The 11,252-nt window shown below is 41.6% G+C and carries 14 protein-coding genes, 2 tRNA genes and 1 rRNA gene; 12 read left to right on the forward strand and 5 right to left on the reverse strand.

Features of this window, described 5'->3' with window-relative positions:
* Positions 1–39: 39 nt before the first annotated feature.
* The 4 genes from ACN6NB_RS02705 (at position 40) to ACN6NB_RS02720 (ending at position 2,834) form a co-directional block, all read left to right on the forward strand.
* Positions 40–513: a MarR family winged helix-turn-helix transcriptional regulator gene (locus ACN6NB_RS02705; RefSeq protein WP_058837411.1), complete on the forward strand. Its 474-nt coding sequence runs from the start codon at positions 40–42 to the stop codon at positions 511–513.
* Positions 497–1,120, forward strand: coding sequence for a nitroreductase family protein (locus tag ACN6NB_RS02710; RefSeq protein WP_058837412.1), 624 nt, complete (start codon positions 497–499; stop codon positions 1,118–1,120). Before ACN6NB_RS02705 ends, ACN6NB_RS02710 begins: the two co-directional genes overlap by 17 nt.
* Positions 1,121–1,137: 17 nt before the next feature.
* A complete protein-coding gene (locus ACN6NB_RS02715; RefSeq protein WP_058837413.1) occupies positions 1,138–2,190 on the forward strand; it encodes an LLM class flavin-dependent oxidoreductase in 1,053 nt (350 codons plus the stop codon).
* A 350-nt stretch (positions 2,191–2,540) separates the two neighbouring features.
* A complete protein-coding gene (locus tag ACN6NB_RS02720) occupies positions 2,541–2,834 on the forward strand; it encodes a hypothetical protein (protein WP_144464155.1) in 294 nt (97 codons plus the stop codon).
* Positions 2,835–2,867: 33 nt separating this feature from the next.
* On the opposite strand, the gene ACN6NB_RS02725 is transcribed toward ACN6NB_RS02720, so the two are convergent.
* Positions 2,868–3,431 carry a helix-turn-helix domain-containing protein gene (locus tag ACN6NB_RS02725; RefSeq protein ID WP_106025655.1) on the reverse strand — a complete coding sequence of 188 codons (564 nt, stop codon included), beginning with the start codon at positions 3,429–3,431 and terminating at the stop codon, positions 2,868–2,870.
* 110 nt (positions 3,432–3,541) lie between these two features.
* Here ACN6NB_RS02725 and ACN6NB_RS02730 point away from each other — a divergent pair, with 110 nt between their 5' ends.
* The gene (locus ACN6NB_RS02730; RefSeq protein ID WP_064498152.1) at positions 3,542–4,129 is read left to right on the forward strand and encodes a LysE family transporter; all 588 of its coding nucleotides are present in this window, start codon (positions 3,542–3,544) and stop codon (positions 4,127–4,129) included.
* A gap of 4 nt (positions 4,130–4,133) precedes the next feature.
* On the opposite strand, the gene ACN6NB_RS02735 is transcribed toward ACN6NB_RS02730, so the two are convergent.
* The gene (locus ACN6NB_RS02735) at positions 4,134–4,685 is read right to left on the reverse strand and encodes a GNAT family N-acetyltransferase (RefSeq protein WP_228280282.1); all 552 of its coding nucleotides are present in this window, start codon (positions 4,683–4,685) and stop codon (positions 4,134–4,136) included.
* Between the two features lie 124 nt (positions 4,686–4,809).
* On the opposite strand from ACN6NB_RS02735, the gene ACN6NB_RS02740 reads away from it, so the two are divergent.
* Together ACN6NB_RS02740 and ACN6NB_RS02745 are read left to right on the forward strand one after the other, a co-directional pair.
* On the forward strand, positions 4,810–4,995 hold the full coding sequence (locus ACN6NB_RS02740; RefSeq protein ID WP_034665964.1) for a CsbD family protein: 186 nt from the start codon (positions 4,810–4,812) through the stop codon (positions 4,993–4,995).
* A 148-nt stretch (positions 4,996–5,143) separates the two neighbouring features.
* A complete protein-coding gene (locus ACN6NB_RS02745) occupies positions 5,144–5,806 on the forward strand; it encodes an O-methyltransferase (protein WP_126681976.1) in 663 nt (220 codons plus the stop codon).
* 36 nt (positions 5,807–5,842) lie between these two features.
* Here the strand turns inward: ACN6NB_RS02745 and ACN6NB_RS02750 are convergent, their stop codons facing one another.
* Together ACN6NB_RS02750 and ACN6NB_RS02755 are read right to left on the reverse strand one after the other, a co-directional pair.
* Entirely contained in the window at positions 5,843–6,169 is a 327-nt protein-coding gene (locus ACN6NB_RS02750) for an AzlD domain-containing protein (RefSeq protein ID WP_039176830.1), read from the reverse strand.
* Positions 6,166–6,891: an AzlC family ABC transporter permease gene (locus ACN6NB_RS02755; protein WP_058837422.1), complete on the reverse strand. Its 726-nt coding sequence runs from the start codon at positions 6,889–6,891 to the stop codon at positions 6,166–6,168. The genes ACN6NB_RS02750 and ACN6NB_RS02755 overlap by 4 nt, the downstream gene beginning before the upstream one ends.
* A gap of 297 nt (positions 6,892–7,188) precedes the next feature.
* On the opposite strand from ACN6NB_RS02755, the gene ACN6NB_RS02760 reads away from it, so the two are divergent.
* Positions 7,189–8,064, forward strand: coding sequence for a DMT family transporter (locus ACN6NB_RS02760; RefSeq protein WP_047204131.1), 876 nt, complete (start codon positions 7,189–7,191; stop codon positions 8,062–8,064).
* Between the two features lie 78 nt (positions 8,065–8,142).
* Positions 8,143–9,162: a S66 family peptidase gene (locus ACN6NB_RS02765; protein WP_144490950.1), complete on the forward strand. Its 1,020-nt coding sequence runs from the start codon at positions 8,143–8,145 to the stop codon at positions 9,160–9,162.
* Positions 9,163–9,197: 35 nt separating this feature from the next.
* Here the strand turns inward: ACN6NB_RS02765 and gltP are convergent, their stop codons facing one another.
* On the reverse strand, positions 9,198–10,448 hold the full coding sequence (gene gltP, locus ACN6NB_RS02770; protein ID WP_039182997.1) for a glutamate-aspartate/proton symporter GltP: 1,251 nt from the start codon (positions 10,446–10,448) through the stop codon (positions 9,198–9,200).
* Positions 10,449–10,818: 370 nt separating this feature from the next.
* On the opposite strand from gltP, the gene ACN6NB_RS02775 reads away from it, so the two are divergent.
* From ACN6NB_RS02775 to ACN6NB_RS02785, 3 genes are all read left to right on the forward strand, one after another.
* Positions 10,819–10,895: transfer RNA gene (locus ACN6NB_RS02775), tRNA-Arg, on the forward strand.
* Between the two features lie 11 nt (positions 10,896–10,906).
* A tRNA-Gly gene (locus ACN6NB_RS02780) sits at positions 10,907–10,980 on the forward strand.
* Between the two features lie 177 nt (positions 10,981–11,157).
* Positions 11,158–11,252: ribosomal RNA gene (locus ACN6NB_RS02785) — 16S ribosomal RNA — on the forward strand; the annotation flags it as partial.

Genomic DNA, 11,252 nt, shown 5'->3' on the forward strand with positions numbered 1-11,252 from the left:
ATCCTAGTTTTAGGATTTCTTGAAAAAGGAGTAGTTGCCATGGTGCAGCATGATCATGAATTAGATTTAAGGCTATTCCGCGTATGGATGAAAGCCTATCAAGCCCTTTTTACAAATATCCAAAAAGACATTGAACGTTATGATATCGGATTTGAAAACTTTCAGATCCTTGAATTGCTCTACAGTAAAGGGCCTCAGCCTGTTCAAAAAATCAGCGACATCTTGTCAATCCCAAGTGGAAGCATGACATATGTCGTGAACAAACTAGAAAAACAAGAACTGGTGAAAAGGCAATGTGCGCCTTCAGATAAGCGGGTATTCCATGTACAGCTTACGGAAAAAGGGAAGCAATTGTTTGACGACATTTTCCCTAAACACACAGAGGTCATTTCGCAAAATCTATCCTTTATTGAAAAAGAAGAAAAAGAGCAGCTGATTGAATTACTAAAACAAATCGGTTTAGGTGCAAAACAACTTCGCGAAAAGGGGAAACAAGATGACACTCAGCTTTGATACATTGGTACGTGAAAGACGATCCGCATCAAATTTTTTGCCAAATATCTCGATTTCGAGAGAAGAGCTTAACAGCATATTTGAAGAGGTCAAGCTCGCACCATCTGCTTTTAACTTACAGCACACACAATATGTTGTCGTCCAAACAGAAGAGCTGAAAGAACAAGTAAGAGAAGCGGCATTTGGACAATATAAAGTGCACTCTGCTTCAGCAGCGATCATCGTACTCGGAGATCCAAACGCTTATGAGCACGCTGGGGACATATATGAAGGCCTGAAAATGCTAGGCATTTTAAATAAGCAGCAATATGAAGAAATGGTCAGAGAGACCGTGAGCTTTTATGAGCAGAGAGGGGCAGATTTCCAGAAGGAAGAAGCGATCCGAAATGCTTCCTTATCTGCCATGCTGTTTATGCTTGCCGCTAAAAATAAAGGCTGGGATACTTGCCCGATGATCGGTTTTGATCCCGAAGCAATGAAAAAGGTATTAAACATTCAATCAGATTTGGTTCCTGTGTTAATGATTACACTTGGAAAAGAAAAAGTAGAGAGCAGACAAGCGAGAGGTTATAGAAAGCCAGTTTCTGAATTTGTGACATATTTATAAGATAGGGGGTTCCAATCATGGAACTAGGAATTAGTACATTTGTCGAAACAACACCTGATTTTCAAACAGGAAAAACAGTCAGTCATGCACAGCGTATTCGAGAAGTAGTAGAAGAAATTATTTTAGCAGATCAAGTCGGTCTCGATGTATTTGGCGTAGGTGAGCATCACCGTGAGGATTTCGCCGCATCGAATCCAGCTGTCGTCTTAGCGGCTGCAGCAACACAAACAAAAAATATTCGTCTGACAAGTGCAGTGACAGTCCTTTCATCAGCAGATCCTGTACGTGTATTTCAGGATTTTGCAACGCTAGATGGACTATCAAACGGACGTGCAGAAATTATGGCAGGCCGTGGTTCATTTATTGAATCATTCCCGCTCTTTGGCTATGACCTTGATGACTATGAAGAATTATTTGAAGAAAAGCTTGATTTGCTGTTGAAGTTGCAGCAGTCAGAGCGTGTTACATGGAGCGGCAAGCATCGCCCAGCCATTCAGGATGTTGGGGTATACCCAAGACCTGTTCAAGATCCGCTTCCGATCTGGATCGGCAGTGGAGGAAACCGTGAATCCGTCGTACGTGCTGGATTATTAGGATTACCGCTTGTACTTGCCATCATTGGCGGAAGTCCAAGACAGTTCGCACCGCTCGTTCAGCTGTACAAGCAAGCGGCAGTGCACGCTGGGCATGACCCTGAAAAATTAACTGTAGCATCACATTCTCATGGATTTGTTGCGGCAGAAACAGAGCTGGCAGCAGATCAATTTTTCCCATCCACACAGCATGTGATGAACACATTAGCGAGAGAGCGAGGCTGGGGACCTTATACTCGTTCTACGTTTGACGCAGCGAGAACTTTAGAAGGTGCGCTATATGTAGGAGATGCAGATACGGTGGCAGAGAAAGTCATTCATCTTAGAAAAAATGTAGGCATCACACGTTTTATGCTTCATGTACCGGTTGGTTCAATGCCGCATGATCAAGTGCTAAAAGCCATTGAGCTATTTGGAAAAGAAGTGGCTCCTAAAGTAAGAGAAGAGGTTGCCCGCTGGGAAGCAGAGCAAAAATAAATAAAAAGGCCGATCAAGTGAATAGGCTTGATCGGCCTTTTCTTATGCTTAAGGATCAGTGATACATGGTTTTACTGTAGGACATTTAGCAGCAGAAGCAATTGGTGTGATCGCCAAGGTGAAGAGGAAAACAATTTGAAAACAGATGAGCCATTTTTTCATGAAATCACCTCCGTTCACAATTGTTTCACTAGATTGAGATGAGGACAAAAGCATAGAAGTATGTAACACACTCTATCCAGTATAAGACAATGATATCATAATTTTCAAAAAAATGAAAAAATAAACTTACAAAAGTTCTAAATTATGGTATAGTTTATACGTTCAACAAAAAAGGGAGGGATTTTTTTATGAAAAAGGTCATATCTTCTGTTTTGGTTGGAGCAATTGTCTTAACGGGTGCTGGGGTCACAACTGCTCCAGTGGAAGCAAAGGAGCAAACAAACAGTGAAGTAACAGTTCAAGCGAGTCGAACTGTCTCAGAAACAAGAACATATACGACATCAAACATCCCAGACAGTATTGTATATGCACAGGATGGCTGGGTCGGTATTTTAAAAAGAACATCTATTGAAGAGTTAGGATTAGGAAAATATAGAGTCACATTTACTGGAACGGTTGTACGCGATCCGGGATTTAATTAAATAAAACAAAAAGCTGACAGGTGGACAAGCCTGTCAGCTTTTTTCTTGAGGATAATAAAGAATCATTTGCATCCGTACCATTTGTTCTCCAGTTTGTTTATACGTGTGCGTCCGGTCCGCTTTAAAACGAATAGAGTCTCCGGCTTTTAAGGTGTATTGTTCATCACCAATGGATAAATCAAGGACTCCCTCAAAAACAGTGATCAATTCCTCTGTTCCTCCAATGTGTTCAGTCGCACGCAGCGACCCGCCACGATCAATTTCTACTCGGTACATTTCGAATTTCCCTCGGTCATCGAAAGGAAACGTCGTGTACACACGATAACGACCGTCGTCCTCAGTTAAAACCTGTGCATCCTCCTTGCGTACCACCTTGATTTCAGGCTGTGGTGCGTAAATGAGCTCACTAAAAGATACTTTTAATCCGTTGGCGATTTTCCATAAAGTCGTGATGGTAGGGGTTGATTCTCCTCTTTCAATTTGTCCAATCATCGTCTTGCTGACACCAGTTAATTCTGCCATCTTTTCGAGGCTTAATTTTTTTTGATCTCTAAGAAGCCTCACGTTTTTAGAAATAATCGATTGTACGTCTTCCATGAAAAAAGCTCCTTTCTCTATTTACTTTATAAAGACCGAACGTTACAATAAAACGTAATATACGCAATAAAGTAATTAAAGTCTAAATAACGTATAAGGGAGGCGGCATCTTGATTGTATCTATGTTGATCTATGCTTTTGTTAGCAGCTTTACCCCAGGGCCAAACAACATCATGGCCATGGTCTTTACGAATAAATATGGGGTCAAGCAAACATTTCGATTTTGTTTAGGTGTGGGTATCGGATTTCTCGTTATTTTGTGTTTGAGCTGCTTCTTTAATATCATTCTTTATCAAGTGATGCCGAAAATAGGCTGGGTCATGGCGTTCATCGGAGCCGCATACATGATTTATTTAGCGGTCAAAATCATGAAAAGTAAAGGCGGTGATGACGAAACACTTGATCGCTACAATCATTTTATCCCTGGTATGATGCTGCAATTTATCAACCCAAAAGCGATCTTGTATGGATTGACTGTGATTTCAACATTTGTTTTGCCATATGGACAATCTAATATGCAGTATGTCATATGGACGCTGATTCTCGCACTTATTGGTTTTCTCGGTACATTCAGCTGGAGCTTATTTGGCTCTTTGTATAAGCGCTTTTTGACTGCTTATGAAAGACCGTTCCAGTATGTGATGGGGGTGCTTCTGATATACAGTGCGATTTCGATGATATGGGGCTATGTGATGTAAGCGGTCAGGAACTTGGCCGCTGCCTGCCCATCACAACAGTATCATAATATAATCCGTCACTCAGCCGTTTATCGTTTTTTAATACACCTTCAATCAAAAAGCCATGGTTCTCATATAACCGGATGGCTTTTTTGTTCGTTTCAAGCACATGAAGAGACATCTTCTGAATGCCCTGCTGATCTGCCCAGTCAATTGAAGCGGCTAAAAGCTCTTTCCCAATGTAATAGCCCCAAACGTCCTTTTGAATGGCGACGCCAAAAGTTACTTTGTGAGCAAAGCGTTTGAGTGAATGTCCCTCACATCTTGAAAAACCGACAATCTTTCCTTCAATAGCAGCGACCAAAAATAAATGCCGGCTTTGCTTGGTATCCTCTTGAATCAAAGCCTCAAATGCTTTTTCATCAAGAAAGGCTTCGCCTTGTTCACGGTCTAAATATTCTGTTTCACCGTCGATTTTCAGTCTGAGAGCTGATAACTGTTTGGCATCGGCCATTGAAGCGGACCGAATATGATAGGTCAAGTCACGAACGGTGAATATTTTTTCAGAGATGATCATTGATGAACACCCACCCTTCTTTCCAGTATGTCTATCATACCTGAAACGTGTACATCGCACACTCAGATGTTTTGTATCTTTCAAAAAGGCTAAATGAATAGTATCAAACTTGGAGGTGGAACAAATGAGTGAAGAAAAAGGACATATGGATAAAGCGAAAGGAAAAACAAATCAAGTCAAAGGTCAAGTCAAGGAAAAGCTTGGGGAAGCAACGGATCATCAAAACCTGAAAGCAGAAGGGAAAAAGGATCAAGCAAAAGGAAAACTTCAAGATAAAAAAGGCGATGTCAAAAATAAACTGAACGAGTAGATCCGAAACCAGTGCGTTGCTCCATGTATTCATCATCACATGTCTTTCATCAAAAAAATGAATAGATGTGTGAAAAGAATTGATTATACGCTCTCACGATCATCATGTAGACTTGAGATAGAAGACATGATTAAGGGAGATGGATGAAATGGAGCACGTGTGGGAGAAAGTTGACGAGTATATCACAGACAAGTTGATTCTTAAAGATGACGTATTGGAGCAAGCCCTTACTCATAATAAGCAAGCAGGTCTGCCAGCAATTGATGTGTCACCAGCCCAAGGGAAAATGCTTTATTTATTAGCAAAAACGAAGAATGCAAAGCGCATTTTAGAGATCGGGACACTCGGTGGATACAGTACTATTTGGCTTGCGCGTGCTCTTGAAGAGGATGGAGAACTCATCACATTAGAGGCTGACAGCCATCATGTACAAATCGCACAGCAAAACATCAGCAGAGCGGGCTTATCGGAACGAGTGAGCATTTTGCAAGGAAAGGCATTAGATACGTTATCTCAGTTAAAAGAGAGGGCTGCGCTTCCATTCGATTTGATTTTCATTGACGCAGATAAACCAAACAATCCGAAATATCTAAAGTGGGCGTTAGATTTCTCTAAAAAGGGAACAGTCATTATTGCAGACAATGTCGTCAGAAATGGAGCAGTCCTTCATGACTCTAGTGGGGATGAACGAGTGCAAGGAACTCGTGAATTTTTTGATTTACTCAAACAAGAACCGAGAATAGAGGCAACAGCGATTCAAACTGTTGGTGAAAAAGGTTATGATGGATTTGTATACGGAATCGTCAAATGAAACAAAGCTTAACCACATGTGGTTAAGCTTTTTCTTTTAGAAAAACCATCTAGCAGTGCCCATCAGCATGACGCCGACAAGAACAGTAAGTGACAAGCTTTTTGTCCAAACAGCGATGAGTACAGTGGGAGTCAAGACAGCAAGATACATCCAATGGATAGTGACGCCTGTGCCTGTTGTTGTATGGATGAAGAGATGCTCTGCAATCAAAGCTGTAAAGATACAAATAGGTATAAACGATAACCATTTCAGCACCACTTCAGGCAGCTGAATACTTCGTACAAATATAAAGGGTACGACTCTTGGAATGATGGTGACGATCATACAACCAACAATGAGCCATAACATAAAGCTGCTGATCATTTATCTGTCACCACCCCAATGGTTGCGACAATCATGGTGGCTAACAGAACAGCCACGTGTGAAGGAACGAAATGAAGCAGAACAAACATGGCAATGACCATATACAAAACAAGTGACAGGCGATGAGTTAACTTATTTTTGGGAACTGTCTGTAACGAAAGGACTAGCAGTGCAGCAAACATCGCTGATAAAGCGAAATCAAGACCAAGTGCTTCAGGATTTGAAATCCAGTGTCCAAAAATGCCGCCAAGTATGCAGGCTGCAATCCAGCATAAATAAGCCGTTATGTTCAGTCCGTGCATCCACCGGTTATTCAGCTTTCCATGCTGAGCTAATTTATTCATGGCTACGCCAAAGGATTCATCAGTCAGCAAGAGACCGAATCCGATATTTTGTTTTAAAGAGTAGCGTGTAAAATGAGGAGCCAGCGTCAGGCTGAGTAATAAATGACGCAGATTCACAATAAATGTAGTGAGAATAATAGCGGAAAGGGGACTTCCCGTGACAAGCAGTGCACAGATAATGAACTGTGAAGCACCTGCATAAATAAAGATTGCTAGAAGTGCAATGTCCCATAAGCTCAACTGTGCACTAATTCCAACAATTCCAAAGGCAAACCCGATACTCATATAACCAAGCAGGGTTGGCACACAATCTTTTATTCCCTCGAGAAATGGTTCATGTTCCGTGCGGGGAATATGTTTCCTTGCTTCAATATCCAACGACCTCTACTCCTTCTCTGCATGACGATCTATAGTTTTAATTACTATATGAAAACGAATTCAGCATGTCAAGACCCGTTTATCTTCTATTATATGAAGAAAAATGGTGACAAAAAAGGATTGAAGTCAACCAGAATTTGTTATAAAGTAGTCTGAAAATAAAAACAAATGAGGTGACGACAATGCAATGGAAGCCTTTATTTGAACATGATGTACCAAACACCCTCCGTCCATAACGGAGAGTGATCTCCGTTTGTGGATATGGCGATCAATATATCCAGTAACGGAGGGGAAAAGATGAATGAAAAATATATAGGCGCCCTTTACCTAGCAATCGCTGCAAGTATTTGGGGCGGCATGTACGTTGTTGTCAAAGTAACAGTAGCGGTGGTTCCGCCGCTTGAGCTTGTATGGATGAGATATGCTGTAGCAGGAATTGTGCTGGTGTGCACCATATGGCGCTTGGGCTATTCCTTTCGATTAGATAAAAAAGATATCCCGCTTGTTGTAATGATCGGATTGATCGGAAATTTCCTATCAATTGTGACTCAAGAAATCGGCACCATGTATACATCTGCACAAATGGGGGCTGTGATTACATCTGCGACCCCTGCTTTTATGGTGCTGTTTGCGTTCTTCCTATTAAAAGAAGCCATGACTGTTAGAAAATGCGCGTCCATCCTGCTTGCTACAGCAGGTGTATGGCTCATGATTGGTCCAGTCGCAGTGCAAACAGATGAATTTATTGGCGGTCTCTCACTCGTCATCGCTGCTTTTACATGGGCGCTCATGTCTGTTTTGCTTAAAAGAGTTCCAGGAAAGTACCCTCAAGTGGTGACGACCACATATGCGATCATCATTGCATTCATTGTCTTAACACCACCTGCTTTATTTCGTTTACCTCACCTAGATGTGGAGCAGATGGCAAGACCGGAGATTTGGGGCGGTATTCTCTATCTAGGCATCATCTCAACAGCCCTTGCATTCTTTTTGTGGAATAGAGGGCTTCAATTGATGGATGCCTCGAGCGGCGGTCTGTTCTTTTTCTTTCAACCGATCGTAGGGGCAGCTCTTGGCTGGCTGCTTTTAGGTGAAGAGATGGGGATACGCTCATTCATTGGGATTCTATGTATCTTTGCAGGAGTCTATACTGTACTGCGCCAAAAAGAATAAAAAGAGATGTCCCTTATAAAAGGGGCATTTTCTTTAAAATGGATAGGGTAAGAGAGATAGAGATTGGAGGGAAGCAGAGTGATTCAATTTCCGCATTTGCAAAAAGGACAAACAATTGGCGTCACTGCACCTTCCTCAGGTGTACAGCCAACTTTACATGATATGTTTAAGCTTTCATGTGAAAGAATGAAAAATAGAGGCTATAATGTCATATGTGGAAAGACGGTCTGGCAGCAGACAAAGGCAAAATCTGCCCCTGCGATAGAACGAGCAAACGAACTTCAGTACATGATGACATGTGATGAGATTGATCACATCATCCCGCCATGGGGAGGACAGCTGCTTATGGAAGTGTTAGAGCACCTCGATTTCTCATCGATGAAGAAAAAGTGGATTCTTGGTTACTCAGATACGAGTGTACTTTTGCTGGCGTTGACATTGAAAACAGGCATTGCCACAGCGCATGGACCGAACTTAGTCGATCTAAGAGGAGAAGAGCTTGATCAAACGACTGCCATGTGGGAGCGAACACTTTCCGTAAAAGAGGAGACGGAGATAACCCAGTTTTCTTCATCTATGTATCAAAAGGAATGGCAGCATGACAATCCGAGTAAACATGTCTTTCATTTAACAGAACCTACCGCATGGCATACGGTTGATCAACAAGAAAAAATAGTAAAGGGAAGACTGATGGGTGGTTGCATTGATGTCATACGTCATTTAGCAGGGACACCTTATGGGGACGTCAAAACTTTTCAGAAAACATTCATAAAAGATGAACCAATTCTTTGGTATTTCGAAAACTGCGAATTAAATGCTGCAAGTGTGAAGAGATCGCTTGTTCAATTAAAACTAGCAGGGTGGTTTGATCACTGTTCAGGTATGTTGTTTGGGCGAAGTGCAGTAGATGTGCCTGTTGAAGGGTATCAGTATCAGGATGTATATGAAGAATTACAAAAGGAACTACAAATCCCCATTTTTTATGATATAGATTGTGGACATGTCCCGCCGCAAATGACTCTGATTAATGGGGCATATGCAGAAGTGCAGCTGCATCCTCGAGGAAAAGCCGTACTAAAGCAAACGTTTTTAGCATAAAAAAGGAAAGGGCGTACCCTTTCCTTCATATAACATTACATCCCTTTTGTTTCTTTACCTGCTTTTGGAACTTCCCAAGCTGACTCGCGGAATACTTTTTCCCATTTAGATACGACAATACAAGCAACTGCATGCCCTGGAACATTCACGCCTGTTCGTGCCATATCCATAATTCGGTCAACACCGGCTATAATGGCAACGCCTTCTGCTGGAAGACCGACTGCATGAGCGGTTGCCAAAAGAACAACGAGTGAACCGGATGGCACAGCTGCAATCCCTTTACTCGTTAACACAAGAACAAGCATCATCAAAAGCTGCTGTGACAGACTCATGTCGACACCAAACGCTTGTGCAAGGAATACGCAGGCAACTGATAAATATAAACTCGATCCATCACAATTGAGAGAAAGGCCAGATGGAATCACGAAGGAAACGATTCTTTTTGGACACCCGTATTTCTCCATTCGTTCCATCAATTGAGGAAGGACAGTTTCAGTACTTGTAGTAGAGAAGGCAACAAGGAACAAATCCCAAATCATTTTTAATACTTCGAAGTAGTTAAAACGGAAGATCAGTGCGACCAGAGGGAATAAAGCAAAGAGAATAATGAATAATCCTAAAAAAACAGTCCCGACAAGCTTCATCATTGGGATTAATAAAACAATGCCATATTGGCCGACAGAAGCAGCCATTAATGCAAGAACCCCAATAGGTGCTGTTACCATCACCATCTGTGTGAGCTTAAACATGATTTGTGCCACTGATTCAAAGAAGGTGAGAACAGGAGCAGATGCTTTACCGATGCCGCTTGCCGCTACACCAAATAATATGGCGAAGAAAATAACAGCAAGTAAATCATTCTGAGCCATAACATCGACGATATTGGTTGGAATGATATCTAATACCATTTGTTTAAAGTCAACGACCTTCTCAGTATAACCATCTAATTCCCCAATATCTTTCTTAGCTAATTTAGAGAAATCGAGACCAACGCCAGGCTTTAGACCATTTGCCAATAATAGCCCGATCCCAAGAACGATGGTTGTGATGACCTCAAACCAAATGATCGTCTTTAATCCAAGGCTGCCCATTTTCTTCATGCCGCCACTGCCGGCTGCACCAATAACAATGGTAGAGAAAACGATTGGAACAACGATCATTTTAATCAGCCTGATGAATCCATCTCCAATTGGCCGCAGAGCCATTCCGAAGTCAGGGAAGAAATGGCCGATAAGAGCTCCTATCACCAAAGCGATCATGATCTGAAAAGCGATAAACTTTTTCATCATCTCCTACCTCCTTTAAATGCTTGGAAAAATATTAAGAATTTTCCAATAAATAAAAATTCTATGTGGCCATGTTTTGTCCTCCTTTGTATTTAGAAAGATTTTATTTAAGAATCATTGGAATTATGAAGAAAGAGAAGAAAATAGGGCTATTACATGTCTATTGATCTAAGAAAAAATCAATTTTAAAAAAACATGAAACTTTTTTAGAAAAATGTATTGACCCTTTTATGTGATCCATGGTATATTTTTATTCGTCGCTGATGACGTATTTGAAACACAGATGTTCACACGGATGCGGCAAACAAATTTCAAAAAGATGTTGACTTAATAAAAACGATATGTTAAGATAATTAAGTCGCCTGATTAAGCGCCCGTAGCTCAATTGGATAGAGCGTTTGACTACGGATCAAAAGGTTAGGGGTTCGACTCCTCTCGGGCGCGCCAATACAAACCACGCGGGTGTAGTTTAGTGGTAAAACCTCAGCCTTCCAAGCTGATGTCGTGAGTTCGATTCTCATCACCCGCTCCATTTTGAACATGATCTTTGAAAACTAAACAAGACAAAACGTACCTGTTAATTCGAGTTTTTATAAAAAATCCTATGATACTTCATAGGTAGTCAGTCAAACGCTGACGAGGCAGGGAATGATCACATGCTAAGTTCGCTACATCGTGTAGCAACGCATGTGTGATATGCATCCTGCATACCTCGGAGAGTTTGATCCTGGCTCAGGACGAACGCTGGCGGCGTGCCTAATACATGCAAGTCGAGCGGACAGAAGGGAGCTTGCTCCCGGATGT

This window comes from Bacillus sp. 11B20, assembly GCF_056098985.1.

Excerpts from the sequence above, each read along its gene's own strand:
- ACN6NB_RS02715 (WP_058837413.1), top strand. The coding sequence starts at position 1,138 with ATGGAACTAGGAATTAGTACATTTGTCGAAACAACACCTGATTTTCAA.
- ACN6NB_RS02750 (WP_039176830.1), bottom strand. The coding sequence starts at position 6,169 with ATGATCAGCAGCTTTATGTTATGGCTCATTGTTGGTTGTATGATCGTC.
- ACN6NB_RS02705 (WP_058837411.1), top strand. The coding sequence starts at position 40 with ATGGTGCAGCATGATCATGAATTAGATTTAAGGCTATTCCGCGTATGG.
- ACN6NB_RS02710 (WP_058837412.1), top strand. The coding sequence starts at position 497 with ATGACACTCAGCTTTGATACATTGGTACGTGAAAGACGATCCGCATCA.
- ACN6NB_RS02725 (WP_106025655.1), bottom strand. The coding sequence starts at position 3,431 with ATGGAAGACGTACAATCGATTATTTCTAAAAACGTGAGGCTTCTTAGA.
- gltP (WP_039182997.1), bottom strand. The coding sequence starts at position 10,448 with ATGAAAAAGTTTATCGCTTTTCAGATCATGATCGCTTTGGTGATAGGA.
- ACN6NB_RS02745 (WP_126681976.1), top strand. The coding sequence starts at position 5,144 with ATGGAGCACGTGTGGGAGAAAGTTGACGAGTATATCACAGACAAGTTG.
- ACN6NB_RS02760 (WP_047204131.1), top strand. The coding sequence starts at position 7,189 with ATGAATGAAAAATATATAGGCGCCCTTTACCTAGCAATCGCTGCAAGT.
- ACN6NB_RS02720 (WP_144464155.1), top strand. The coding sequence starts at position 2,541 with ATGAAAAAGGTCATATCTTCTGTTTTGGTTGGAGCAATTGTCTTAACG.
- ACN6NB_RS02735 (WP_228280282.1), bottom strand. The coding sequence starts at position 4,685 with ATGATCATCTCTGAAAAAATATTCACCGTTCGTGACTTGACCTATCAT.
- ACN6NB_RS02740 (WP_034665964.1), top strand. The coding sequence starts at position 4,810 with ATGAGTGAAGAAAAAGGACATATGGATAAAGCGAAAGGAAAAACAAAT.